This is a genomic window from Aeromonas sp. CU5 (assembly GCF_002586745.1).
In the GTDB taxonomy this organism is placed as follows: Bacteria; Pseudomonadota; Gammaproteobacteria; order Enterobacterales; family Aeromonadaceae; genus Aeromonas; species Aeromonas sobria.
This window is the reverse complement of sequence record NZ_CP023817.1, coordinates 26,607-52,961: the sequence shown is the minus strand read 5'-3', so window position 1 is coordinate 52,961 and position 26,355 is coordinate 26,607. Positions and strand designations below refer to the sequence as shown.

25 protein-coding genes and 2 tRNA genes are annotated in these 26,355 nt (G+C 55.9%); 5 read left to right on the top strand and 22 right to left on the bottom strand.

Annotated features, from left to right (window positions below; all coding sequences use genetic code 11):
- Window positions 1-2: 2 nt before the first annotated feature.
- The 11 genes from infB to rlmE form a co-directional block, all read right to left on the bottom strand.
- Window positions 3-2,702, bottom strand: a complete 2,700-nt coding sequence (infB, locus tag CK911_RS00280) for a translation initiation factor IF-2 (RefSeq protein ID WP_068977841.1) — start codon at window positions 2,700-2,702, stop codon at window positions 3-5.
- A gap of 20 nt (window positions 2,703-2,722) precedes the next feature.
- Window positions 2,723-4,225: a transcription termination factor NusA gene (gene nusA / locus CK911_RS00275; RefSeq protein ID WP_042018167.1), complete on the bottom strand. Its 1,503-nt coding sequence runs from the start codon at window positions 4,223-4,225 to the stop codon at window positions 2,723-2,725.
- A gap of 14 nt (window positions 4,226-4,239) precedes the next feature.
- Window positions 4,240-4,698, bottom strand: coding sequence for a ribosome maturation factor RimP (gene rimP, locus CK911_RS00270; RefSeq protein ID WP_042018169.1), 459 nt, complete (start codon window positions 4,696-4,698; stop codon window positions 4,240-4,242).
- A gap of 166 nt (window positions 4,699-4,864) precedes the next feature.
- A tRNA-Met gene (locus CK911_RS00265) sits at window positions 4,865-4,941 on the bottom strand.
- 93 nt (window positions 4,942-5,034) lie between these two features.
- Window positions 5,035-5,119: transfer RNA gene (locus CK911_RS00260), tRNA-Leu, on the bottom strand.
- A gap of 9 nt (window positions 5,120-5,128) precedes the next feature.
- Window positions 5,129-5,455: a preprotein translocase subunit SecG gene (gene secG / locus CK911_RS00255; protein WP_042018170.1), complete on the bottom strand. Its 327-nt coding sequence runs from the start codon at window positions 5,453-5,455 to the stop codon at window positions 5,129-5,131.
- Complete coding sequence (tpiA, locus tag CK911_RS00250) at window positions 5,456-6,220, bottom strand: triose-phosphate isomerase (RefSeq protein WP_098968589.1); 765 nt, start codon at window positions 6,218-6,220, stop codon at window positions 5,456-5,458.
- Between the two features lie 131 nt (window positions 6,221-6,351).
- The gene (glmM, locus tag CK911_RS00245) at window positions 6,352-7,686 is read right to left on the bottom strand and encodes a phosphoglucosamine mutase (protein WP_042018173.1); all 1,335 of its coding nucleotides are present in this window, start codon (window positions 7,684-7,686) and stop codon (window positions 6,352-6,354) included.
- A gap of 15 nt (window positions 7,687-7,701) precedes the next feature.
- Window positions 7,702-8,547: a dihydropteroate synthase gene (gene folP, locus CK911_RS00240; RefSeq protein ID WP_098968588.1), complete on the bottom strand. Its 846-nt coding sequence runs from the start codon at window positions 8,545-8,547 to the stop codon at window positions 7,702-7,704.
- 60 nt (window positions 8,548-8,607) lie between these two features.
- Window positions 8,608-10,554 carry an ATP-dependent zinc metalloprotease FtsH gene (gene ftsH, locus CK911_RS00235; protein WP_042018176.1) on the bottom strand — a complete coding sequence of 649 codons (1,947 nt, stop codon included), beginning with the start codon at window positions 10,552-10,554 and terminating at the stop codon, window positions 8,608-8,610.
- Between the two features lie 45 nt (window positions 10,555-10,599).
- Window positions 10,600-11,229 (bottom strand): 23S rRNA (uridine(2552)-2'-O)-methyltransferase RlmE, encoded by a 630-nt coding sequence (rlmE, locus tag CK911_RS00230; protein WP_068977837.1) that lies wholly within the window; start codon window positions 11,227-11,229, stop codon window positions 10,600-10,602.
- 97 nt (window positions 11,230-11,326) lie between these two features.
- On the opposite strand from rlmE, the gene yhbY reads away from it, so the two are divergent.
- Together yhbY and CK911_RS00220 are read left to right on the top strand one after the other, a co-directional pair.
- Window positions 11,327-11,623 (top strand): ribosome assembly RNA-binding protein YhbY, encoded by a 297-nt coding sequence (gene yhbY / locus CK911_RS00225; protein ID WP_042018180.1) that lies wholly within the window; start codon window positions 11,327-11,329, stop codon window positions 11,621-11,623.
- Window positions 11,624-11,726: 103 nt separating this feature from the next.
- The gene (locus CK911_RS00220) at window positions 11,727-12,308 is read left to right on the top strand and encodes a hypothetical protein (RefSeq protein ID WP_042018181.1); all 582 of its coding nucleotides are present in this window, start codon (window positions 11,727-11,729) and stop codon (window positions 12,306-12,308) included.
- A gap of 72 nt (window positions 12,309-12,380) precedes the next feature.
- Here the strand turns inward: CK911_RS00220 and greA are convergent, their stop codons facing one another.
- The 3 genes from greA to pomA all read right to left on the bottom strand — a co-directional run bounded on the left by greA (window position 12,381) and on the right by pomA (window position 14,674).
- The gene (gene greA / locus CK911_RS00215; RefSeq protein WP_098968587.1) at window positions 12,381-12,857 is read right to left on the bottom strand and encodes a transcription elongation factor GreA; all 477 of its coding nucleotides are present in this window, start codon (window positions 12,855-12,857) and stop codon (window positions 12,381-12,383) included.
- 156 nt (window positions 12,858-13,013) lie between these two features.
- Window positions 13,014-13,907, bottom strand: coding sequence for a flagellar motor protein MotB (locus CK911_RS00210; protein WP_098968586.1), 894 nt, complete (start codon window positions 13,905-13,907; stop codon window positions 13,014-13,016).
- A gap of 8 nt (window positions 13,908-13,915) precedes the next feature.
- Complete coding sequence (gene pomA, locus CK911_RS00205; protein ID WP_042018184.1) at window positions 13,916-14,674, bottom strand: flagellar motor protein PomA; 759 nt, start codon at window positions 14,672-14,674, stop codon at window positions 13,916-13,918.
- 209 nt (window positions 14,675-14,883) lie between these two features.
- Here pomA and xseB point away from each other — a divergent pair, with 209 nt between their 5' ends.
- The 3 genes from xseB to dxs are packed head-to-tail and all read left to right on the top strand — an operon-like array spanning window position 14,884 to window position 17,916.
- Window positions 14,884-15,135, top strand: a complete 252-nt coding sequence (xseB, locus tag CK911_RS00200) for an exodeoxyribonuclease VII small subunit (RefSeq protein WP_042018186.1) — start codon at window positions 14,884-14,886, stop codon at window positions 15,133-15,135.
- Window positions 15,136-16,026 carry a (2E,6E)-farnesyl diphosphate synthase gene (gene ispA, locus CK911_RS00195; RefSeq protein ID WP_098968585.1) on the top strand — a complete coding sequence of 297 codons (891 nt, stop codon included), beginning with the start codon at window positions 15,136-15,138 and terminating at the stop codon, window positions 16,024-16,026.
- Between the two features lie 21 nt (window positions 16,027-16,047).
- Entirely contained in the window at window positions 16,048-17,916 is a 1,869-nt protein-coding gene (dxs, locus tag CK911_RS00190) for a 1-deoxy-D-xylulose-5-phosphate synthase (protein ID WP_098968584.1), read from the top strand.
- Window positions 17,917-17,992: 76 nt separating this feature from the next.
- Here dxs and CK911_RS00185 read toward each other — a convergent pair whose 3' ends face one another.
- The 8 genes from CK911_RS00185 to ribE form a co-directional block, all read right to left on the bottom strand.
- A complete protein-coding gene (locus tag CK911_RS00185) occupies window positions 17,993-18,934 on the bottom strand; it encodes an ABC transporter permease (RefSeq protein ID WP_042018191.1) in 942 nt (313 codons plus the stop codon).
- Between the two features lie 3 nt (window positions 18,935-18,937).
- Complete coding sequence (locus CK911_RS00180) at window positions 18,938-19,912, bottom strand: ABC transporter permease (protein WP_042018193.1); 975 nt, start codon at window positions 19,910-19,912, stop codon at window positions 18,938-18,940.
- A 98-nt stretch (window positions 19,913-20,010) separates the two neighbouring features.
- Window positions 20,011-21,567, bottom strand: coding sequence for an ABC transporter substrate-binding protein (locus CK911_RS00175; RefSeq protein WP_098968583.1), 1,557 nt, complete (start codon window positions 21,565-21,567; stop codon window positions 20,011-20,013).
- A 75-nt stretch (window positions 21,568-21,642) separates the two neighbouring features.
- Complete coding sequence (locus CK911_RS00170; protein ID WP_098968582.1) at window positions 21,643-23,367, bottom strand: ABC transporter ATP-binding protein; 1,725 nt, start codon at window positions 23,365-23,367, stop codon at window positions 21,643-21,645.
- 487 nt (window positions 23,368-23,854) lie between these two features.
- A complete protein-coding gene (locus CK911_RS00165) occupies window positions 23,855-24,349 on the bottom strand; it encodes a phosphatidylglycerophosphatase A (protein WP_042018197.1) in 495 nt (164 codons plus the stop codon).
- Window positions 24,346-25,305, bottom strand: a complete 960-nt coding sequence (gene thiL / locus CK911_RS00160) for a thiamine-phosphate kinase (protein ID WP_042018199.1) — start codon at window positions 25,303-25,305, stop codon at window positions 24,346-24,348. The genes CK911_RS00165 and thiL overlap by 4 nt, the downstream gene beginning before the upstream one ends.
- A gap of 57 nt (window positions 25,306-25,362) precedes the next feature.
- Window positions 25,363-25,776 (bottom strand): transcription antitermination factor NusB, encoded by a 414-nt coding sequence (nusB, locus tag CK911_RS00155; RefSeq protein ID WP_042018200.1) that lies wholly within the window; start codon window positions 25,774-25,776, stop codon window positions 25,363-25,365.
- 14 nt (window positions 25,777-25,790) lie between these two features.
- Window positions 25,791-26,261, bottom strand: a complete 471-nt coding sequence (ribE, locus tag CK911_RS00150) for a 6,7-dimethyl-8-ribityllumazine synthase (RefSeq protein ID WP_042018201.1) — start codon at window positions 26,259-26,261, stop codon at window positions 25,791-25,793.
- Window positions 26,262-26,355: the final 94 nt, after the last annotated feature.

Below are 26,355 nucleotides of genomic sequence, written 5' to 3'. Positions count from 1 at the left end.
GCTTACAGTGTCCGTTGAATTTCAACAGTCTCGTAAACTTCGATCTGGTCGCCTTCGCGCACGTCATTGTAGTTCTTGACCGCGATACCACACTCATAACCGTTACGGACTTCGTTAACGTCATCCTTGAAGCGGCGCAGGGATTCCAGCTCGCCTTCATAGATAACCACGTTGTCACGCAGAACACGGATACGGTTGGAGCGCTTGACGATACCTTCAGTGACCATACAGCCAGCAACAGCGCCGAACTTGGGTGATTTGAAGACGCTACGCACCTGAGCCAGACCGATGATTTCCTGACGATATTCAGGAGCCAGCTTACCGCTCATGGCCTGCTTCACTTCGTCGATCAAATCATAGATGACGGAGTAGTAACGCAGATCCAGGCTCTCGGCTTCGATGACCTTGCGCGCAGATGCGTCAGCACGGACGTTGAAACCAACCAGGATGGCGCTGGAAGCGGCAGCCAGGGTCGCATCAGTTTCGGTGATTCCACCTACACCTGAGCCGATGATCTTGACTTTAACTTCATCAGTAGAGAGCTGAACCAGCGCATCGCAGATAGCTTGCACAGAGCCCTGTACGTCGGCCTTGATCACCACATTCACTTCGGACACTTCGCCCTCGGTCATGTTGGCGAACATGTTTTCCAGCTTGGCCTTCTGCTGGCGAGCCAGCTTGACGTCGCGGAATTTGCCCTGACGATAGAGTGCCACTTCGCGGGCTTTCTTCTCGTCACGTACAACAGTGGCTTCGTCACCGGCAGACGGCACCCCGGACAGACCGAGGATTTCGACCGGCAGAGACGGGCCTGCTTCTTTGATGTCGCGACCCAATTCGTCACGCATCGCACGAATACGGCCGTACTCCAGACCACACAGGACGATGTCGCCCTGACGCAGGGTACCTTGCTGAACCAGTACGGTTGCAACCGGACCACGACCTTTGTCGAGGAAGGATTCAACAACCACACCGCTTGCCATACCATCAACGACAGCTTTCAGTTCCAGTACTTCGGACTGGATCAGAATGGCTTCCAGCAGATCGTCGATGCCTTCGCCAGACTTGGCAGAAACATGAACGAACTGGCTATCGCCACCCCAATCTTCAGACATCACGTTGTAACGGGACAGTTCGGTTTTGACGCGATCCGGATCCGCTTCAGGCTTGTCGATCTTGTTAACTGCAACAACGATAGGTACCCCAGCCGCTTTGGCATGCTGGATCGCTTCGATGGTCTGCGGCATGACGCCGTCATCAGCAGCAACAACCAGTACCACGATATCAGTGGACTTGGCACCACGAGCACGCATGGAGGTAAACGCAGCGTGACCCGGAGTATCCAGGAAGGTGATCATGCCACTGTCGGTTTCGACGTGGTAAGCACCGATATGCTGGGTAATACCACCGGCTTCGCCAGCAGCAACCTTGGCTTTACGGATATAGTCGAGCAGCGAGGTTTTACCGTGGTCAACGTGGCCCATGATGGTCACGACCGGAGCGCGCGGCTTGGCTTCGGAGGTCTCGTCACGATCGGACAGTACCGCCTCTTCCAGCTCGTTCTCACGACGCAACACTACCTTGTGACCCATCTCCTCGGCGACCAGCTGAGCAGTCTCCTGGTCGATCACCTGGTTGATGGTCGCCATAGCGCCCATCTTCATCATCGCCTTGATGACTTCGACGCCTTTGACGGCCATCTTGTTAGCCAGTTCGGCTACTGTGATGGTTTCGCCAATGACCACGTCACGGTTGACCACTACCGCGGGTTTGTTGAAGCCATGCTTCATCGCGTTAGGAGTAGCCACCTTGCCACGCTTGCCTTTACGGGCACGCGGGTTGCGTGAGTCACGATCATCTTCACGACGACCCGGCTTTTTCGGGGCCTTGACCGCAGCAGCTGCAGCGGTACGACGGCTGGTCTCTTCCTTCCGGTCCAACTCATCTTCTGCGGCTTGCGCATGCTTGTTGGTGGTCAGATGATAGTCACTGCTCTCTTTGGCGCGAGCAGCTTCTTCTTCAGCCCAGCGAGGGCCATTCTGTTCTGCCATAAGACGAGCCTCTTCGGCTTTCTTGGCGGCGAGTTCTTCTGCTTTTTGCAAAGCGGTTAATTCCTGTTGGCGCTTCAGTTCTTCTGCTTCGCGCTTGGCCATCTTTTCTGCCTCTTGCTGAGCTGTGCTACTGGCTGCTTTGGCGGGCTGTGGAGCCTGTCGAGCCTTTGATTGTGCCTCGATCCGCGCCTTTTCCTCAGCGTCACGACGAGCCTGCTCAGCCTCACGGCGAGCCTTCTCTTCAGCTTCGAGACGGGCCTTATTCTCGGCCTCGCAACGAGCTTTTTCTTCTGCTTCCAAACGCGCTGTTTCCTCGGCTTCCACCTGACGCTGTTCATCTTCCAGCGCCGAGCGTCTTACATAGGTGCGAGATTTACGCACTTCTACCTGCACTTCCTTGTTCTTGCCGCCAGTACCCTGAACACTGATGGTGCTCTTGGTCTTGCGCTGCAAGGTCATGCGGGCAGGAGTGGCGACCTCGTCACCCCCATGCTGTTTCTTCAGGTGTGCCAGCAGGGTCTGCTTTTCAGACTCGCTAACCATGTCGTCGGCCTTGCTCTTGCTGATACCGGCATCGACAAACTGCTGGAGAAGACGATCAACCGGTGTGTCGATGTCAGTGGCAAGTTGTTTGACTGATACTTCTGCCATTCATTTTCCTCCGTTTGATCTTACTCGGACTGCTCTTCTCCGAACCAACAGATATTACGAGCAGCCATAATGAGCTCACCAGCCTTCTCGGCAGTCAACTCTTCGATATCAGCAAGGTCATCAATACCTTGCTCAGCCAAATCTTCCAGAGTGCCAACACCACGGCCCGCCAGAGCGTAAGCCATTTCACGGCTCAGGCCATTCAGATTGAGCAGGTCTTCAGAAGGCTCAACGCCATCAAAAGATTCTTCTTTAGCCAGTGCCTTGGTAGTCAGGGCATCTTTGGCACGGTTGCGCAGCTCTTCGACCATGTCTTCATCCAGACCATCGACAGCCAGCAACTCGTTAACCGGTACGAAAGCGATCTCTTCCAGAGTAGAGAAGCCCTCTTCCATCAGCAGACCGGCGAACTCATCGTCGATATCCAGGGTGCTGGTGAACAGGTTCATGATGCGGTCGTTTTCAGCCTGATGCTTGGAGCGCATGTCTTCAACGGTCATCACGTTCAGTTCCCAACCGGTCAGCTGGGAGGCCAGACGCACGTTCTGACCATTGCGACCGATGGCCTGAGCCAAGTTGGCAGCTTCCACGGCGATATCCATGGTGTGGTTATCTTCATCAACAATGATGGAGGCCACATCGGCAGGCGCCATGGCATTGATCACGTACTGGGCCGGGTTGTCATCGTACAGCACGATGTCGGCACGCTCACCGTTCAGCTCGGCTGAAACAGCTTGCACACGGGCACCACGCATACCGATACAGGCACCGATCGGATCAATACGACGATCGTTGGTCTTCACCGCGATCTTGGCGCGGGAACCCGGATCACGGGCAGCACCCATGATTTCGATCATCTCTTCGCCAATCTCTGGCACTTCGATGCGGAACAGCTCTTTCAGGAAATCAGGGCTGGAGCGGCTGACGAACAGCTGGGCACCACGGGCTTCCGGGCGAACAGCGTAGAGCAGGCCACGAATGCGGTCACCCGGACGGAAGGTCTCGCGCGGCAGCATGTCATCACGGAAGATCACGGCTTCGGCATTGCTGCCCAGATCGAGAACCACGTTGTCGCGGCTGCTCTTTTTGACCACACCACTGATGATGGTGCCTTCTTTATCTTTAAACTGATCGACTACCTGGGAACGCTCGGCCTCACGCACTTTCTGCACGATAACCTGTTTGGCGGTCTGGGTAGTGATACGGTCGAAAGTAACAGAGTCGATCTGGTCTTCAACATACTCACCGATCTGGATTTCCGGCTGATCAATCTGCGCAGCTTCCAGGGTGATTTCACCGTAGGCGTTTTCCATGGATGCTTGATCAGCAACCACTACCCAACGGCGATAGGTGTCGTAGTCACCGGTCTTGCGATCGATTTCAACCCGAACTTCAATCTCGCCTTCATATTTCTTTTTGGTCGCAGTCGCCAGCGCAGTTTCCAGAGCCTGGAAGATCTTCTCGCGGGGTACCGCCTTCTCGTTGGATACTGCGTCAACGACCAGCAAAATCTCTTTATTCATATCCGATAGCCTCGTTAACCAAAGTTCGGCACTATGTTCGCTTTTTGGATATTGGTGAAAGCCAACACGTCGTCCTTACCATCTACTGTCAGGGTGATCATGTCGCCTTGCACAGCTTTGATTACGCCTTTGAACTTGCGGCGGTTATTTGTTGCCATCCGAAGCGAAACCGCCGCCTCTTGGCCAACGTATTTTTCGAATTGGGCAACCTTGAACAGGGGGCGATCCAGACCCGGGGAGGACACCTCGAGGTAATACTCCTCGGTAATGGGATCTTCGACATCCATGATGGCGCCAACCTGATGGCTGACTGCTGCACAGCTTTCGACAGTCACACCCTGCTCGCTATCGATGTAGACACGCAAGGTGGAGTAGCTACCCGCACGGGTAAACTCAATACCCCAAAGTTCAAAACCCAAGGCAACGACCGGAGCCTCGAGCAGATCGGTCAAACGTTGTTCCAACGTAGCCAAAGTCACCCTCCGAAAAACAAAAAAAGGGCATAGAGCCCAGATAGATATCGATTCAGAGTAAATCGCACGTAACAAAAAGCCCCGATGTCAAATCGGGGCTTGGCGCTTTACCCTGACTGTCGCCTCGCAGCGACCGCTTTCCTGAGCGTAGGAAATGCGTGAAATTTGGTTGCGGGGGCCGGATTTGAACCGACGACCTTCGGGTTATGAGCCCGACGAGCTACCATGCTGCTCCACCCCGCGTCCGAATCGTGCGAGATTATAGCCACTCTATCTTCTTGGTACAAGAGCGAGACTGACTATAATATACTCGGTTGCCCGAGCTCACTGCTTAATTGGTGCCGTGGGCGGGACTCGAACCCGCACACCCTAGAGCACTACCCCCTCAAGATAGCGTGTCTACCAATTCCACCACCACGGCAAAACTCTCTTACTGGGGAACGTCAGTATCTTTGTTTACTGGCGCTTTAGTCTGCTCAGCCTGTTCGGTTTGTTGCAGATTTTCCCACTCACTACCCTGTTTTACCTTGTGTGTGGACAGAGATCCAAGCACCAAGCTGATAATGAAAAACAGAGTAGCCAAAATTGCTGTTGTTCGGGTCAGGAAACTACCTGAACCACCGGAGCCGAATACAGTATTCGATGCCCCTGCGCCGAAGGAGGCGCCCATGTCAGCCCCTTTACCTTGCTGAATCATCACCAGACCAATCAGAGCCAGTGACACCAACAGATAAACGACTAAAAGAATCTCGTACATTTAACTTGCACCCTTTGCCGCTTCAACAATTCCTAAAAACGTGTCGCTATCAAGACTTGCACCACCAATCAAACCGCCATCAATGTCGGGCTGGGCAAACAAATCTCTCGCGTTGGTCGGCGTTACGCTCCCACCATAGATGATTCTAACTTTTTCACCTATTACCGGAGTATCCTCCGCCAAGCGACCGCGTATAAAGGAATGAACCTCTTGTGCCTGCTCGGGTGTGGCGCACTTACCTGTACCTACAGCCCAAATCGGCTCGTAGGCGATGATAGCATTATCGAAAGCCATCGCGCCATTTTTCTCTATGACGATATCCAGTTCTTCAGCGATCACCTCAAAGGCTCTTCTCGCTTGCCTTGCTGCACCTGACTCACCTAAACAGAGGATGGGAATCAAGCCTGCCGCTCTGGCTGCCGCAAACTTCTCTGCGACGATAAAACTGGTCTCACCAAAGAGACGCCTGCGCTCGGAGTGCCCTACCAATACGTAACGACACCCTGCCTCGACCAGCATCTGACACGAGATTTCTCCGGTGTAAGCGCCAGCATAGTGCTGACTCACATTCTGAGCCCCCAACCTTATTACTTTCTGCTCATTGAGCAGTGAAGCGGTAAAGTCGAGATGCACATGGGAAGGACAGAGAACCACATCTACTCTTTCATCAACACCTTTCAGGCACTGACTCGTAAACTGCTCTAACTGCGACCTACTACCGTGCAACTTCCAATTGGCTGCTACAAACGGCTTGCGGTTTCCCATCGGCAACTCCCTTGCGAAAGCGGGGCTGATAATATCCAGAGGATGCTCAGCTGACAAGTGCTATTTTTAATTTTTTGAATCGTTTGAACAAGATACAACCAGGGCGGCTAAAAAGCCGCCCCTTGCGCTCATTAAAACGCCGACTTTACCTGTTGTGCGATACGCTGAGCCATGTCACGTACCTGCTGCTCATGCTCCCCTTCCACCATCACCCTGATAAGAGGCTCGGTGCCGGATTTGCGCAACAGGACTCGACCTCGACCAGCCAACTCCTGCTCTACCTTGGCAACCTCCTCCATAACAGCATCAGCCGCCAACGGATCATTGCCTTCGGCAAAGCGGACATTCACCAGCACTTGCGGGAACTTGCTCATACCGGAGCGCAACTTGGCCAGCGGCATCTCGGCACTGCGCATGGCAGTAAGCACTTGCAAGGCGGCTACGATGCCATCACCTGTGGTGGTTTGATCCAGGCAGATGATGTGACCTGAGTTCTCACCACCGATACGCCAGCCTTTCTCTTCCATCATCTCCAGCACATAGCGGTCACCCACCTGCGCACGGGCAAACGGAATACCCAAGGTCTGCAAAGCCAGCTCCAAACCCATATTGGCCATCAAGGTGCCGACTACGCCACCCTTGAGGCGACCATTGCGCAAGGCATCGCGGGCGATGATATAGAGGATTTCGTCGCCGTCGATGAGATAACCGGTATGGTCAACCATGATCAGGCGATCACCGTCACCATCAAATGCAACCCCCAGATCGGCCTTGCACTCCAGTACCTTGGCAACCAGCGCCTCAGGCGCGGTAGAACCGACACCATCGTTAATATTGAGACCATCCGGGGCACAACCCATGGTGATCACGTCGGCGCCCAATTCGCGGAAAACTGACGGAGCGATGTGATAAGTGGCACCATGACCACAATCAACCACCATCTTGACACCATCAAGGTTCATATGAGATGGGAATGTGCTCTTGCAAAATTCGATATAGCGACCGGCCGCATCATCAATGCGCATCGCTTTACCAAGCAGGGCAGACTCGACACAAGTGAGCTCGTGGTCAAGTTCGGCCTCGATGGCCATCTCGACATCATCGGGCAGCTTGGTGCCATCGGCGGAGAAGAACTTGATGCCGTTGTCATAGAAGGGGTTGTGGGAGGCACTGATGACGATACCGGCTTCGGCACGGAAGGTGCGCGTCAGATAAGCAACCGCCGGAGTGGGCATGGGCCCCATCAGAATGGCCTTGAGACCCGCGGCGGAAAGCCCCGCTTCCAGTGCGGATTCCAGCATGTAACCGGATATGCGGGTATCTTTGCCAATCAGCACCTTCTTGGTGCCTTTCTTGGAAAGCACCTTGCCAGCCGCCCAACCCAGCTTCATCACGAATTCAGGGGTGATCGGATACTCGCCAACCTTGCCACGCACGCCATCGGTGCCGAAATACTTTCTTGCCATTGTCTGTTCTCTTTATTATTTGGAAATAAAATCTTGTCCCGTCATTACCTGCCAGCCGACGCGCAGTGCATCCATGGTCTCCCGTACATCATGCACCCTGATGATCCGAGCCCCATGCTGCATGCCGATGAGGGCGCATGCCAGACTGCCCGCCAGGCGCTCGTCAACCGAACGGCCCAGCAGGTTGCCTATCATAGACTTTCGCGACATCCCCACCAAGAGCGGCAAGCCATAATCGAGCAGTTCCTTTTGGGCCGCCAGTAGCTGGTAGTTGTGCGCCAGGGTCTTGCCGAAACCGTAGCCGGGATCCAGCAGCAGCTGTTCACGCGCAATACCGGCAGCCATGCAAGCCGTGATTCGCTCATCAAAAAAGCCACGCACCTCCCCCAGCAGATCGTCATAGTGTGGCTCAACCTGCATGGTTCTCGGTTGCCCCTGCATATGCATCAGACAAACCGGTACCCGGGCTTCGGCGGCAGCCTGCAGTGCACCCTCCTCTTGGAGCGCCCTCACATCGTTGATCAGATGGGCACCCGCTTGGCAGCCTTCCCGCATCACCCCCGCCTTGGAAGTGTCGAGAGAGATCACCACCTCCAGCTCTGCGGCTATTCGCTTGATTACGGGAATGACTCTGTCGAGCTCCTCCTGCTCACTCACATCCGGCGCGCCGGGGCGAGTGGACTCGCCACCTATATCGATCAGCGTGGCACCATCAGAGACCATCTGACGCGCATGGGCCATCGCCCGTTCAATCTGATTGAAATTGCCACCATCGGAGAAGGAGTCAGGGGTTACGTTGAGGATCCCCATCACATGGGGGCGATCGAGAGAGAGGCTGAGTCCCTTGCTGATTAACTGCATCTTCGCGTCCATTTGCATAAAGAAAAACCCCGGGCAAACCCGGGGTTTGGAGAGTCACGATTATTTGGCCGGAGCGTCGTTGGCTTTGTCGATAGTGACATCCGCCACTGGTGCAGCCTCATCGGCCGGCTTGGCCTCGGCAGCAACAGTAGAACCACCCTGCGGCGTATCACCATGCTCATCATGCCAGTTGCTTGGAGCACGGACCTCGCGGCGCGCCATCAGATCATCGATCTGCTTGGCGTCGATGGTTTCGTACTTCATCAGCGCATCTTTCATGGTGTGCAACACGTCCATGTTATCCAGCAAGATTTGCTTGGAGCGGGCGTAGTTGCGATCAATCACCAGCTTGACCTCGGCATCAATGACGCGTGCGGTATCGTCAGACATATGCTTGGCCTTGGCCATGCTGCGGCCGAGGAACACTTCACCGTCCTCTTCGGCATAGAGCATGGGACCAAGACGCTCGGACATGCCCCACTGGGTCACCATCTTGCGAGCGATGTCAGTCGCACGCTCGATGTCGTTGGACGCACCGGTCGAGACCTTTTCAGCACCGTAGATCAGCTCTTCTGCCAAGCGACCGCCATACAGACTGGAGATCATTGACTCCAGATGCTGCTTGGAGTGGCTCCAGCGATCCTGCTCCGGCAGATACATGGTGACACCCAGCGCACGACCACGGGGAATGATTGAGACCTTGTAGACAGGATCATGATCCGGTACCACACGACCAATAATGGCGTGACCCGCTTCATGGTATGCCGTCATCTCCTTCTCGGACTCTTTCATCACCATGGAGCGACGTTCAGCGCCCATCATGATCTTGTCCTTGGCCTTCTCGAACTCGGCCATAGAAACCACACGGCGGCTTTCACGGGCAGAGAAGAGGGCTGCTTCGTTGACCAGGTTGGCCAAGTCAGCACCGGAGAAACCGGGGGTACCACGAGCAATCAGCGCCGGATTGACGTCATCCGCCAACGGAACTTTGCGCATGTGAACTTTCAGGATCTGCTCACGACCACGGACATCCGGCAGACCGACCACAACCTGACGGTCGAAACGACCCGGACGCAGCAATGCAGGATCCAGTACGTCAGGACGGTTGGTTGCAGCGATGACAATGACGCCTTCGTTACCTTCAAAACCATCCATTTCAACCAGCATCTGGTTCAGAGTCTGCTCACGTTCATCGTGACCACCACCCAGACCCGCGCCACGCTGACGACCTACCGCATCAATTTCATCGATGAAGATGATGCAAGGGGAGGACTTCTTGGCTTGCTCGAACATGTCACGCACCCGCGAGGCACCGACACCAACGAACATCTCCACGAAATCGGAACCGGAGATAGTAAAGAACGGAACCTTGGCTTCACCAGCAATGGCCTTGGCCAGCAGGGTCTTACCGGTACCAGGTGGGCCAACCAGCAGCACACCAGTCGGGATCTTGCCACCCAGTTTCTGGAACTTGCTCGGATCACGCAGATAGTCGACCAGCTCCTTCACTTCCTCTTTGGCCTCATCGCAACCAGCGACATCGGCAAAGGTGGTCTTGATCTGATCTTCACTCATCAGGCGAGCCTTGCTCTTGCCGAACGACATGGCACCTTTGCCACCGCCGCCCTGCATCTGACGCATGAAGAAGACCCAGACACCGATCAGCAACAGCATCGGGAACCAGGAGATGAAAATAGAGGTCAACAGAGACGGCTCTTCCGGCTTCTCGCCCATCACTTTAACGTTGTGATTGAGCATGTCATTGAGCAGCTGGGGATCCGGCGCTGGGATGATGGTGGTGAATTTTTCACCAGTGCGCTTGACGCCATTAATGACCTTACCATCCATCCGCACTTCACGGATCTGCTCTTGGGTCACTTCTTTAACGAAGCTGGAATAGTCCAGCTGGCGACTGGTGGTATCGCTGGGGCTGAAGCTATTGAACACCGACATCAATACGACGGCGATGACCAGCCACAGGATTAAGTTTTTCGCCATGTCACTCAAATCAGTAACCTCGCAGACTGACAGTTAACGATGAAGGGTAGGGTACTACAGTTTAAAACCGGTAGCCACAATGTAGACTTCCCGAGATCTGGCACGGGATGAGTCTGGTTTACGAATTTTAACAGCTGAAAAAAGTTTACGTATTTCATTGAGATAGGTATCAAACCCCTCCCCCTGGAACACCTTCACTACGAAACTGCCGTCACTGCGTAATACCTGATTACACATGTCCAGTGCCAGCTCGACAAGATACATGGCGCGCGCCTGATCCACCTGCTGGGTACCGCTCATGTTAGGTGCCATATCAGACATCACAACATCGACCTTATCGGGACCGACTCTTCCCAGCAAGGCACTCAGCACAGCATCCTCCCGAAAGTCCCCTTGCAGGAAATCGACACCGGCAATGGGATCCATTGGCAAAATATCACATGCGATGACGCGACCCGAGTCACCAACCTGTTCAACCGCGAACTGGGACCAGCCACCAGGAGCCGCCCCCAAATCCACAACTGTCATGCCGTTTTTGAGCAAGCGATCCTTGCCCTGAATCTCGTCAATCTTGAAAACAGCACGGGAACGCAGGCCCAATTTTTGAGCTTTTTTGACGTATTGATCGTCGAAATGTTCTTTTAACCAGCGGCTAGAACTGGGGGAACGCTTTTTCTGGGTCATGATAATCGACTTTAAAAAACCACAAGGGTTATTAGTATTAAGGGCTAAGTGGGGTTAGAATACGCCCCTTTCAACCCTGACTTATGAAGAAATTGCGATGATTCTCAACAATAAACAGAAACAGTACCTCAAGGGCCTTGCTCACAGCCTCAAACCCGTCGTCCTGCTGGGTCAGCATGGTCTGACCGAAGGTGTACTGGCCGAAATCGATCTGGCACTGAACCATCACGAGCTGATCAAGGTTAAGGTTGCCGCTGAAGATCGCGAGATGAAGCAACTGGTTATGGATGCAATCGTCCGTGAAACCGCTGCAATCAAGGTGCAAAGCATGGGCCACGTGCTGACTATTTATCGTCAAGCCACCGAGCCAAAAATCCAGCTGCCCCGCAAGTAAAAGGGAAGAGCATCGCTCTTTCCTTATTCCACTTCTTCCCGAGTCGCTTGCCAAAGTAGTCGCAAAGCCCTTAACCTGCGATGAATACTTTTGGATACGCATTATGGCTCACCATCAAATTCTCACTGAAGATGAGCTGGCCATGCTGCGGGACTTGGGGAGCAATCAGGACACCCATGTCCTGAGTGGACACCTTGATGCCCCCATGCTTGGCTTGCTGCACAAAGCCGAACACCTGGTACTCGAAGCGCGCTTCGCAGGCCATCAGTTACGCTTTCCGCTTACCTTTATCGAAGCCGCTGAGGGTGTTGTCGAGCCACGTCTGGCTGCACCAGTGATCAGGGAGCTTGGCTTTACCCGGCCACGGGCCTGGCGTCTCGAGCAAAAAGCCAAATTACACAGCAGTAAAGGGCTATTTCAAGTATTAAGCCTCTCACTGAACGGCCTCATTGTCGAAAACTTGCCAACCGATATGCTAGCCGATGACTCACTCAGTGGAGAACTCTGCATCGCGCAAGAGGCTTGTTTCCCCCTTGATGCCAGATTGGTTCGACGCATCAAATCTGATGCCAACCATGCAACCTGGGCACTGAGCTTTCAGATGAGCGAAAGCGATATCGAACGGCTACGTCAGTGGCTGTTCCAGCGCCATCAGAATACCTTTACCGAGGCTTATCTGCCCTAGCAATTATCTCAGCCTTAGCCAAATACAACAGGGGAGCACCAGCCCCCCTGTTTCGTCATAACCTGACGTCGCTTAAATGTAAGCTACGTTCAGCACTTCGTATTCCACATCACCGGCAGGGGTCTTGACGATGGCTACGTCGTCTACTTCCTTGCCAATCAGCGCACGGGCAATCGGCGAGTTGACAGAGATAAGGTTCTGTTTGATATCAGCCTCATCATCGCCCACGATGCGGTAGATAACCTCTTCCTCTGTCTCGCTCTTGAGCAGAGTCACGGTCGCGCCAAAAATGACACGGCCATTATTGGTGATCTTGGTGACATCGATCACCTGAGCATTGGAGAGCTTGGCTTCAATCTCCTGGATGCGGCCTTCGCAGAACCCCTGCTGCTCACGGGCAGCGTGGTATTCGGCATTTTCTTTCAGATCGCCATGCTCACGCGCATCGGCAATCGCTTCGATAATCTGGGGACGAAGCTCGGTCTTGAGATGGTCGAGCTCTGCGCGCAGCTTCTCAGCGCCGCGAACAGTCATCGGAGTATGATTCATAGTCGAAACCTGGGTTGCTTGAAAATAGACACTGCGGCTATCTGCTAGGAAGCCGCAGCAATCGGTTCGGATGAGGCATCTTAATATGAAGCCAACACAAAATCCACGTCAGCGCCCTGCAGCCAGTCCGCCCTGGTTGTCCCGCATCGGCAATGCTTACTTCCCTTCCGGTACCGAGATAGGCGCCGATACGGTCGGTTTACCCTGCAGGATAGAGATCTCTACCCGACGGTTCATCCGACGATTCTCGGGTGTGGTGTTGGGCACCAGCGGCTGGGAATCTGCCATCCCCTGCACCACCAGCCGCTTACCATCGAAACCTGGCTCCTTGACCATCTGATGCGCCACCGCCACCGCCCGCTGGGAGGAGAGCTCCCAGTTGGACTGGAACAGCTCATCTTCGGTCGCGACGTTATCGGTGTGACCAGAAATGGTTATTTCACCCGGTACATCCTTGAGCAACGCAGCAACCTTGCGAATAACCGGCCAGAACTGGGGTTGCAAAAAAGCGGATCCGGCAGGAAATGACGCTTTTTCCCTGATCCGGATGATAATCTGTTGGCCCAGCGCCTCGATCTCGATGGCTCCGTCCTGAATCTGATCTTTCATCTGTTCAGCGAGCGCTTTGGCCAAGGTATTGGACTGCTGCTGTGCTTTTTGCGCATCCTGAGCCGTGTCCCCCCCTGTCTGTTTGCCATCACTCTTGTCCTGACCACCAGCCTGATCCGACTCACCGGGCAGAAATTCCAGTTCGGTCTGGGTCATGTCGATGGTCTGCTGCATCACAGTATCAATCGGCGTTGGCTCGGGCCGGCCAGGCCGAAACTCCTGGGCAATCACAGAGGTACCTTTGGGAATATCTTTTACCTCGAGAATATTCTGCACCCCGAAGGCTTTTTCCATGGAACCCGCAATTTGTTTGAATTTTTGGACGTCCATCTCGGCAAAAGAGAGCAACAACACAAAGAAACACATCAACAGTGACATCAAGTCGGCAAACGTACCCATGTACGCGGGTAGGCCGGGCGGCGGACATTTGCAATCGGACATACTGCCCCCTACTCGGTGCCGGTATTACGTTTGGATTGATTCAGATAGTTTTGCAACATCGACTGGATCACCCGCGGGTTCTGGCCATCCTGAATCCCCATAATGGCGTCCAGAATCAACGCTCGACACAGTTTTTCCTCGCCGCTACGCAGCTCCAGCTTGTCCGCGATGGGAATCGCGACCATGTTTGCCAAAATCGCACCATAAAGGGTGGTCAACAAGGCAACCGCCATCGCCGGGCCGATTGACTTGGGGTCACTCATGTTGGCCAGCATAGCCACCAGTCCGACCAAGGTACCTATCATCCCCATGGCAGGGCCCAGATCCCCTAGGGTACGGAAAACCTTGATGGCGGTGACATGACGCTCGGCAGTCAACTCGATATCTTTTTCCATCACGGCACGTACCACATCGGCATCGTGGCCATCCACCAGCATATCGATCCCTTTTTTCATGAAAGGGTTGGGGATCTCAGCCGCTTCCAGCGCCAGAAAGCCCCCTTTGCGAGCAGCATCAGCCAGTTCGACCGCCTTGGTAATTAAATCATCCAGCTTGTCGCCCTTGTACATAAAGGCTTTGCCGCCAACCTTGAATGCCATAAAGAACTGGCCAATGTTGAACTTCATCATGGCGATGAAGATTGAACCAAAAATGGTGATATAGACCGATGGCATATCCACATACATGCTCATGGGGCCGCCCAGCAGCATGCCGTAAACCACCACCCCGAAACCCAGCACTATCCCTATCAGACTGCCTAGATCCACGTTCCTACTCCTGTCACCCGTTCTTATGGCTATTATAGTCTGTTGAATTTTCTGCTATTGCATCCCATGCGGCAAGCCTCAACCCACAGAGAATGCTGGTTCATTATCGACCAGTTTATCGAGAGTTTGAGGGGCCAGTGCTTTTCTGCCTCCCCCCTGCGGACGGTCGATGTTAATATAAGCCGTTTTTTCAATCCCCGAGGATGGACATGGCCAGTAAAAAAATCGACCGTCTGAGTTTTGATGCCACTCTGGAAGAGCTGGAAACCATCGTTCATCAGCTGGAACAAGGTTCCCTACCCCTGGAAGAGGCGCTCAAACAGTTCGAGCAAGGAGTCCATCTGGTGCGGGCCGGTCAGCAGAAGCTGGAACTGGCCGAACAGAAGATCCAGATCCTGCTCAGCCAAGCCGATGGCAGTGATAAGCTTGCCCCCTTCCAGCCAGAACAAGGAGAGGAGTGAGTGGCGCTGGACCATTTTTCCCGTCTGCATCGTCAGCGTATTGACGACTGTCTGTCAGCACAACTTGAATCCTTGCCCGCCATGGCGCCACGGCTGCGCGATGCCATGAGCTACGGCCTGCTGCTGGGCGGCAAGCGGGTACGCCCGTTTCTGGTCTACGCGGTCGGCGAAATGCTGGGCGTCAAGAGCGATCTGCTGGATGGCCCCGCCGCTGCCGTGGAGTGCATCCACGCCTACTCCCTGCTGCACGATGATCTGCCCGCCATGGATGACGACGACCTGCGTCGCGGCCAGCCAACCGTCCACAAGGCGTTTGATGAAGGCACCGCCATTCTGGCCGGTGATGCGCTGCAGACCCTCGCATTCTCCATTCTGGCCGACCACCCCATGCCAGATACACTGATGGCCAACCGGGTGCGGATGCTGAGTACCCTCGCCCGCGCTTCGGGTTATCTCGGCATGTGTGGCGGTCAGGCACTGGATCTGCAGGCCGAAGGCCGCCAGATCTCGCTTGCCGAACTGGAGCAGGTGCACCGCCACAAGACCGGTGCGCTGATTGAGTGCGCCGTGGCGCTCGGTGCCCTGTGTAAGGCCGATGTGGATGATGCCACCCTGGCCGCGCTGCATAGCTACGCCGCGGCCATCGGGCTGGCCTTTCAGGTGCAGGATGACATCCTCGATATCACAGGTGATACCGCCACCCTCGGCAAGCCACAAGGCTCTGACCTGGCGCTGGAGAAAAGTACCTATCCGGCCCTGCTCGGTCTTGAAAATGCCCGTGAGCTGGCTCGCGAACTGCACGGCAAAGCCTTAACAGCCCTGCAATCCTTGCCCTACAATACCGACATTCTGGAAGCGTTTGCCGATTACATCATCGAGCGAACCCACTAAACGCTGGATAACAGTAACAATATGAGCGTTGATATTAGCAATTTCCCCAACCTGGCCCTGGCGGACACGCCAATCGAGCTGCGTTCCTTGCCCAAAGATCGGCTGCCGGTGCTGTGCAACGAGCTGCGCGAATATCTGCTGCGTTCGGTCAGCCGCTCCAGCGGACACTTTGCCTCCGGTCTCGGCACGGTCGAACTGACAGTGGCGCTGCACTACGTCTATAACACGCCGTTTGATCGGTTGATCTGGGATGTGGGCCATCAGGCCTATCCCCACAAGATCCTGACCGGACGCCGTGACCGGATCCACACCATCCGTCAGAAGGATGGTCTGCACCCCTTCCCCTGGCGTGACGAGAGCGAGTACGACGTACTGAGCGTCGGCCACTCCAGCACCTCTATCGGTGCCGCCCTCGGCATGGCGGTTGCCGCCGAGAGCGAAGGACTGGGTCGCAAGGTGGTTGCTGTGATCGGGGATGGTGCCATTACTGCAGGGATGGCGTTTGAAGCGCTCAACCACGCCGGCGATGTGCACAAGGACATGCTGGTGATCCTCAACGACAACGAGATGTCCATCTCCGAGAACGTCGGCGCGCTCAACAACCATCTGGCCCGGGTCATGTCCGGCAAGCTCTACACCACCATCCGCGAAGGCGGCAAGAAGGTGTTAGCGGGTCTGCCACCGGTCAAGGAGCTGGCCAAGCGGGCCGAAGAGCACCTCAAGGGGATGGTGGTGCCCGGCACTCTGTTCGAGGAGTTCGGCTTCAACTATATCGGCCCCATCGACGGTCACGATATCGAGGCGCTGGTCGAGACCCTGCGCAACATGCGCAACCTCAAGGGCCCGCAGCTGCTGCACGTCAAGACCAAGAAGGGCAAGGGTTACGAGCCGGCCGAGAAAGACCCCATCGGTTATCATGCTGTGCCCAAGTTCAATCCGGACGAGTGCTCCCTGCCCAAGGCGAGCGGTGCCAAACCCACTTTCTCCGCCATCTTTGGCCAGTGGCTGTGCGACATGGCCGCCAAAGATGAGAAGCTGGTCGGCATCACCCCCGCCATGCGCGAAGGCTCAGGGCTGGTGAAATTCAGCCAGCAGTATCCGGATCGCTACTTCGATGTGGCCATTGCCGAGCAACATGCGGTCACTTTCGCCGCCGGTCTGGCCATCGCCGACAAGAAACCTGTGGTCGCCATCTATTCGAGCTTCCTGCAGCGCGCCTACGATCAGGTGATCCACGACGTGGCGCTGCAAGATCTGCCGGTACTGTTCGCCATCGATCGGGCCGGTCTGGTGGGCGCCGATGGCCCGACCCATCAGGGGGCGTTCGATATCAGCTTCCTGCGCACCGTGCCCAATATGGTGGTAATGACGCCGTCCGATGAGAACGAATGCCGCCAGATGCTCTATACCGGCTATCTCCATCAGGGCCCTGCCGCCGTGCGTTACCCTCGCGGCAGCAGCCTGAGCGATGCGCCCGTCTTGTCAGAGATGCAGGCGCTGGAACTCGGCAAAGGCCACATAGTGCGAGAGGGCAAGGGCACTGCCATTCTGGCCTTTGGCACCCTGCTGCACGCTGCGAAAGTAGCTGCCGAGGCACTGGATGCCACCCTGGTGGACATGCGCTTCGTCAAACCGATGGATGAGGCGCTGGTGCTCTCACTGGCGGCCAGCCACGATCACTTCGTCACTCTCGAAGACAACGCCATCATGGGCGGTGCCGGTTCGGCGGTGAACGAGCTGCTGATGCGCAATAAACAGTGCAAGCCGGTGCTCAACCTCGGCCTGCCGGATCGCTTCGTGGAACAGGGCACCCAGCAGGAGATCTATGCCCTGCTTGGTCTGGACGATGCAGGCATCCAGCGCAGCATCGAAACCTGGCTGCAAGCCTGACCTGCTGCGAGTTAAAGAGCAAATAATAGAAGGGCGCCTGATGGCGCCCTTCTTGTATCTTCACTTCTGACCGGTGTTAACCCTTGTAAATCTTCGGGTTAAACACATCCCGCAGCCAGTCACCCAGTAGGTTGATGACCAGCACCAGCACCACCAGACAGATCCCCGGGAAGGCAGTGATCCACCAGGAGCCGGAGAAGATGTAGTTGAAGCCGACGCTGATCAGCGACCCCAGCGACGGCTGGTCTACCGGCATCCCCAGACCGAGGAAGGAGAGTGCCGCCTCGCTCATGATGGCGTTGGCCACCTGCACGGTAGAGATCACCAGAATGGGCGACAGGCAGTTGGGCAGAATGTGGCGGAACATAATGCGCGGGGCACGGAATCCCATCACTTTGGCTGCTTCCACATACTCCTTCTTCTTCTCCGCCAGCACAGAGGCGCGCACGGTACGGGCGTACTGCGGCCACTCGGCGATACCGATGATCACCACCAGCATCATGATGGCGAACTTCGAGTAGAACTCGGAGCCAAAGGTTGCCTGAAAGATGGCGGAGATGATGATCGCCACCATCATGGTGGAGAACGACAGCTGCACGTCGGCAAAGCGCATCAGCAAGTTGTCGATGCGACCACCGAAGTAACCGGCAATCAGACCAATGACGATACCGAGTACCAGCTGTAGCGCCACCGCAAACAGACCGATGGAGAGTGAAATACGGGCACCATAGAGGATGGTGCTCCAGATATCGCGCCCCTGGTTATCGGTGCCGAGCCAGAAACGTGCATCGCCCCCTTCCAGCCAGGAGGGTGGCAGTTCAGCATCCATCAGATCAAAACTGGTCTGGTCATAGACGTTGTGCGGTGCCAACCAGGGCGCCAACAGCGCCGCCAGCACAAACAGCACGAAAATGGCAAAGCTGAACATGGCTACCTTGTCCCGCAGGAAGTAGTAGACGATGTCAGCATTCTTGAAGCGCGCCCAACGGCCTGGGCGTGTAGTTACAGCATTAGTCATCTGTTACCCCTTGGCGGTCAGGTTGACGGTCGGGTTGATAAACCCGTAGAGCAGGTCGACCAAGGTGTTGGTCACCACGAAAATCAGCCCCACGAAGATGACGTAGGCGGTGATCAGCGGAGTATCGACCCGGTGGATCGCCTCGAGGAACAGGAAACCGGTCCCCGGCCACTGGAACACGCTCTCGGTCAGGATGGTGTAAGCCACCATGGTGCCGATCTGCACCCCACCGACGGTGATCACCGGCAGCATGGTGTTTTTGAGGGCGTGGCTGTAATAGACCTTGTTGTTGTCCAGTCCCTTGGCACGGGCGAACTTGACGTACTCGGAGGAGAGCTGCTCCAGCATCTCGGAGCGCACCAGCCGGATAAACAGCGGCAGCATAATGGAGGAGAGCGACACCGCAGGCAGGATCAGGTGCTTGATACCATCCCAGGTGAAGAAGCCCGACTCCCAACCCAGCAGGTTATAGGTCTCGCCGCGGCCATAGGCCGGCAGCCAGCCCAGCTGGATGGAGAAGAGATACATCAACATGATGGCGGTCAAAAACACCGGGATCGAGATACCGATACTGCTCCCCGCCATGATGATCTTGGTGGCAATGCTGCGTGGGTGGATCGCCGAGTAAACACCGAGCGGAATAGAGACCACCACTATGATCAGCGCAGCGGCAAACACCAGCTCAAGGGTAGCCACCAGCTTGTCGAGGATCACCTCGAGAGCAGGTCGCTTGAAGAAATAGGAGGTGCCCAAATCCCCATGCACCGCATTTTTCAAAAAGCGGCTGTATTTAATGAGGAAGGGATCATTGAGGCCCATCTTCTCACGCAACTCGTGACGCTGGGCTTCGGAGACCGATTGTCCCACCATCTCGCGCAACGGGTCACCCAGGTTGTCCTGGATGGAGAAGGCGACCAGGCTGATGACGAACATCACTATCACGGCCTGATAGAACCGTTTCAGCAGGAATGTAAACATGCTTGTCCTTCTACGTGGCCTGTGTCTTGGCACAGGCTTCTGTTAGTGGGCGGAGTGGCCAGCTGACCACCCCGCCCGGTCCTTCCTTGGTGCTTCGCTTACTTGCCGACCACCAGGTCACCCAGGTAAGGGAAGTTCATCACGTTGACCACCGGCTTGATATCGACATTCTTCTTGGCGCCATAGGCCAGATCTTCCCAGTGCAACGGCACGTAGGCAGCATCTTCGATCACCATGGCTTCGACCTTCTTCAGCATCTCGGCACGCTTGGCCGGATCGGTCTCGGCATTGGCCTGCTCGATCAGCTTGTCAGCCTCGGCGTTGGCATAACCGGCGCAGTTGTACTGACCCATACCGGTCTTGGCATCCTTGGTGAAAGTCAGGAACTCGAAGAAGTTCGCAGTATCTTCGGTATCAGAGTGCCAGCCGATCAGCTGCATGTCCGCAGCGCACTTGTCAAACTCCGGCCAGTACTGGGCCACCGGCATGGTCTTCAGATCCACTTTGATGTTGATCTTGGCCAGCATGGCCGAGACCGCCTGGGCAATCTTGACGTCGTTGACGTAGCGAGCCGCCGGGGAGATGAAAGTCATCTTGAAGCCCTTCTCGTAACCGGCCTCTTTCATCAGCTCCTTGGCCTTGGCCAGATCATACTGGGGCACCAGCGCCTCGTTGTGGCCGGCATAGCCTTTCGGGCTCAGCTGACCTGCGGGAGTGCCGAAGCCCTTGTTGATCTTCTCGACGATACCCACCTGGTTGATGGCGTAGTTGATCGCCTGACGCACCCGCTTGTCTTTCAGCGCCGGGTTGGTGTTCTGGTTCAGCTCGATGATGATGGCGCGGGTACCGGACAGGGTCACCAGCTGGGAATCCTTGCCATTCTTGACTCGCTCCAGATCGTTGGGCGCGACCGGATAGATCATGTCCACGTCGCCACCCAGCAGGGCTGCAACACGGGTCGCATCTTCCTTGATCGGCACCACGGTCAGGTTCTCGACGTTACCCTTGGAGGCCTTGTCCCAGTAGTTGGCGTTGCGGACATAGTCCAGCTTCACACCCTGCTCGCGGAACTTGACGATAAACGGACCAGTACCAGATACGTTGGTTGAAGCATAGGAGTCGCCATTCTTGACGATCTCGGCCTTGTCTTTGCCTGCTTCGGTCTTGCCGGTGTAGAACTTGGAGTCCATCGGGAAGATGTAGGTGACGGTCTGCAGCACCAGCGGGAACGGCTTGGCGGTGATCAGATCGACGGTGTAGTCATCGACCTTCTTCACTTCGGCAATAGGATCGAAGATCGCCTTGAAGTCGACGGAAGATTTCAGGCGATTGACGGTCCACACCACATCGTCGGCGGTGAAGTCGTTACCGGAGTGGAACTTGACCCCTTTGCGCAGGTGGAAGCGGACGGTCTTGTCATCGATACGCTCAAACTTCTCGGCCAGACGGGGCTCGAATTTCAGGTCCTGGGTGTAACGCATCAGAGGATCGAATACCAGATGAGACATCTCCAGAGTCTGACCGGAGAGCTGCTCCTGCGGATCCAGCGAAGTAGCGTCAGAGGCGACACCGACCTTGATATCAGCGGCTGAGACACTGAAGGCGAAACCGGCGGCAAACAGCGCCAGGGCAATTTTGGATAATCCTTTCTTCATCGTTTTCTCCATGCTTTTGGCTTTTTTATTAAATGACAAGGTACTTCACTCACCATCCGGCGAACCGGCGCGTTACTAGCTGGCGATTTCCAGCCCCTCACGGGACATGCCTTTAAATGCAGGCATGAGGGAGATCAGCTTGCGGCTGTACTCATGCTCGGCATTGGTAAAGAGTTTCTCGGTGGCGGCCACTTCCACCAGATGACCGTGCTGCATCACCCCGATGCGATCGCACATCTGGCGGATCACCGGCAGATCGTGGCTGATGAACAGCATGGTGAGCTTGAGCTCCTGCTGCAGATCTTTAAGCAGGTTGAGGATCTGGGCCTGCACCGACACATCCAGCGCCGAAGTCGGCTCATCGCAGATGAGGAAGCGCGGGCGAGTGGCCAGGGCGCGGGCAATGGATATGCGCTGGCGCTGACCGCCGGAGAACTCGTGGGGATACTTAACCCCGGCACCACGGCCAAGCCCGACATGATCGAGCAGATCATTGACGATCCCCTCAATCTGGCTCTCGCTGCGGGCCAATTTGTGGAAGCGGATCGGCTCGGCAATGATGTCGCGCACCTTCATCCGCGGGTTCATTGACGAATAGGGGTTCTGGAACACCATCTGCATCTGGCGGCGCAGCGGGCGACGCTCGCGCTCGCTTTTGAGGGCGGTCAAGTCGATCCCCTCAAAGAAAATCTGGCCGGTATCAGGCGGATAAAGGCCGGTGATGGCGCGGGCAATGGTCGATTTGCCGGAGCCCGATTCCCCCACCAGACCGAAGGTCTCCCCTTCGAAGATCTCGAAGCTGATGTTGTTGCAGGCGCGCACATACTGACGGCGGCTCGGGAAGATGGAGTCCTTGGTGACGAACTTCAGATCGACGTTTTCCACCCGCAGCAGCGCCCCTTCATAGGCGCGCTCATCCTGACTCTGGCCGAGCCAGTGGGTCTTGAGGTCGATATTGGTATCCGGCGCACTGGCATCCTCGATATAAGAGACCAGCGGGAAGCGCACCAGCTTGACGTCGGAGCGCGGCACCGCCGAGATGAGGCTGCGGGTGTAGGGGTGATTGGGGCTGCCCAACACCTGTTCGGTCAGGCCGAACTCCACCAGATCGCCGCGATACATCACCGCCACCTTATCGGTAACGTTGGAGACAACCCCCATGTCGTGGGTCACCAGCATGCAGCCCACCTGACGCTCTTTGCAGAGGTTGCGGATAAGCTGGAGGATCTGATCCTGAATGGAGACATCGAGGGCCGTGGTCGGCTCGTCAGCGATGATCAACTCAGGATCGCACGACAGGGCTATGGCGATGACCACCCGCTGGCGCATACCACCGGAGAACTGGTGCGGGAACTGCTTGATGCGCAGTTCCGGCTGCGGGATCCCCACCGCCCCCATCAGCTCCAGTGCCTTGGCAAAGGCCGCTTCGCGGGAGAGCTTGGTATTGGCCAGCATGGTCTCCACCAACTGCTGTTCAACGGTAAACAGCGGGTTGAGGGAGGTCATGGGATCTTGAAAGATAAATCCGATGCGGGAGCCACGAATGGCCCGCATCTCGTTCTGGCTCTTGCCGGAGATGAGCTCGCCATTGAGGTAGATATCGCCACGGGCAATGTGCCCGGGGGGACTGAGCAGATCGATGACGGCGTTGCCGATGGTGGACTTGCCGGCGCCGGATTCTCCGACTACCCCGACAATCTCACCCTTTTCGATGGAGAAAGAGAGATCCTTCACCGCGGCCAGCACCCCGTAGCGGGAGGGGTACTCGATCCGCAAGTTTTTCACTTCGAGCAAGGACATGTTTACCTCTGCGGGGGACATCCGTCCCAAATAATTCGTCCGTAAATCAGCCGCAGATGCCGGTTGTTACCTTGGGCAATATTTGCTCAATCCATGAGGCAGCGAAACCAGCGATCCGGGCGGGTTTTTTGCATTTTTTTGGAATAACCCGCGAGTAACTTAGACGGTTTAACCTCGGGTGTAAATGCTTGCGTTATACAATCCCGCAATGTTTTGTGCAGATAACCACCCGTTCAATAGCAACAAATGATGACAATCATCACAAAAATGGCCTGTCCGTCCGTATACCTATTGGTATCATTACTTTAATTTCAACAACAACGCAACAAGTAGCATTTATCACTATTTAAAACGCGAGTGCAGGTCCCGAATGAGTAGTGAATATTTATGTGAAATGGATGATAAACGGCAGCATATGCCGGTGAATGAAAATTAAGCAGATATAAATCGGGGGATGCCAGAACGGTCATCCCCTGGAAGGCAACATTTAGCCGAGCCAGAACGCCAGCAATTGCATACAAAACAGGGCAAACAACGCGGCGATCAAATCGTCCAGCATAATGCCGAGGCCGCCGTGGATCCGGCGGTCAAACCAGCAGATGGGCCAGGGTTTGAGCACATCGAACAGGCGGAACAGCACGAAGCCGGCCAACACCCACTCCCAGCCAGCCGGAGCGGCAATCATGGTGACGCCAAAACCGATCACCTCATCCCAGACGATGGCGCCATGATCTGCCATGCCGATGGCATCGGTGGCGCTCTGGCAGATGCGGATCCCCACCACAAACCCCACCGCCAGCAAGGCGATAAACCAATGGGTCGGCAGACCGCTCACCAGCAGATAGAGCGGAATGGCCACCAGCGTGCCCATGGTGCCGGGCGCCTTGGGGGAGAGGCCGGAGCCAAACCCCACCGCCAGCAAGTGGAGCGGGTTCTTCAGGTTCAGTCGTTTCAACTCGGGCTTTATCATAAAAAAGCTCATGCGAAGTGATCCCACCCTTTCAATTGCAGCTCCACCACTTGTTCGCCACGCAGATAATCGATACCCGGCTCACCCGCCAGGATGCGACCGATGCGGGTGAACTTGACCCCGCTGTGGGCCAGCGCTGTATCCAGCGCACCGTGATGTTCCTGCGGCACGGTGAAGCAGAGCTCGTAGTCATCGCCACCGGCCAGCGCCAGTTGCCACGCCGCCTGATCGCTCACCGCATCGCGCAGCACTGGCGAGAGCGGCAGCAGATCGAGATCGATCTGGGCCCGCACGCCGGAGGCCTTGAGAATATGACGAAGATCCGATGCCAGACCATCGGAGAGATCCAGCGCACTGCCCGCCAGCCCGCGCAGGGCCTGTCCGGCCAGAATGCGGGGATGAGGATGCTCGAGTCTGGGCAATACCGCAGCCAGCTGGTTCTCGTTGAGGGTGCGTTTGCCAAGCAGGTGGGAGAGCGCCAGCGCCGCATCCCCCAGAGTACCGGTCACATAGATGCCATCACCAGCTTTGGCACCGCTGCGCAGCAGGGCACGACCGGCAGGCACAGATCCCTTGACCGAGATGGTGATGGAGAGCGGCCCGCGGGTCATATCACCCCCCACCAGCGCCACGTTGTAGTACTCGGCCAGTTCGAGGAACCCTTCGGCAAAGCCAGCAACCCAACTCTCGTTGATAGCGGGCAAGGTCAACGCCAGCGACACCCAGCGTGGCTCGGCCCCCATGGCGGCGAGATCGGAGAGATTGACCGCCAGCGCCTTGTAGCCGAGATCCACCGGATCCATGTCGGGAAAGAAGTGTACACCGCTCACCAGGGTGTCGGTGCTCACTGCCAGCTGGGTATCGGGAGGCAGGGTCAGCAAGGCACAGTCATCTCCAGGGCCCATCACCACGTCCTTGCGGGCGTGGGGAACCTTGAAGTACTTATCAATCAGCTCAAATTCACCCATACAGTAAAAAGCCAGCGGTTAGGCTGGCTCCTCTCTTAATGCTGACGGACAGCAGGATCAACGCTTGCTCAGCGTCTTGATCACTTTGTCCAGTACACCGTTGACAAACTTGTGGCTGTCATCGGCAGCAAAGGCTTTGGCCAGCTCGATCGCTTCGTTGATCACCACACGGGGCGGCACATCATCACGACGGGTCAGCTCATAGGTCGCCAGACGCAGGATCGCCTTGTCCACCATGTCCACTTCTTCCAGCGGACGGGAGAGGAAAGGTGCAAATACCTTATCCAGCTCGTTGCAGTGGAGGGCTACCCCAAACAGCAGATCGCGGAAATAGCTCAGGTCTACACCCTTGGTGTCCTGATCGATCTTGAACTGCTCTTCGATGTCACCCACGTTAGCCTTGGTCATCTGCCACTGGTAGATGGCCTGGGTGGCGCAATGGCGGGCTTTACGGCGCTCGGACGGTTTCAATGTACTTCTCCTCGTTACACGTCCAGTTCTTTCAGGACGTTGATCATTTCGAGCGCTGCCAGTGCAGCCTCTGCACCCTTGTTACCCGCCTTGGTACCTGCACGCTCGATGGCTTGTTCAATGTTTTCAGTGGTCAGCACGCCGAAGGCAACGGGAATTTCATACTCCATCATTACCTGAGCCATGCCCTTGCTGTTCTCGTTTGCCACCAGGTCGAAGTGGTAAGTGCCGCCACGGATGACAGTACCGACCGCCACGATGGCGTCGTATTGACCACTCTTGGCCAACTTTTTGATGACCAATGGCATTTCCATCGCGCCCGGCACTTTTACCAGTGTCAGGTTGCTGTCCTGCACTTGACCTTGACGCTTCAGTACGTCCACCGCACCGTTCACCAGACTGTCGTTGATGAAGCTGTTGAAACGGGCAACAACAATAGCAACGCGCGCCTCAGGAGCGGCGATATTTCCTTCGATAACTTTCATTGGAAATCCTGTATCTGTGCAATCAAAAGAGCCGGAGTCAAAAGTGCGCACATTCTAGCACAACAGACCCACGACAAAAACCATGGCTGCAATA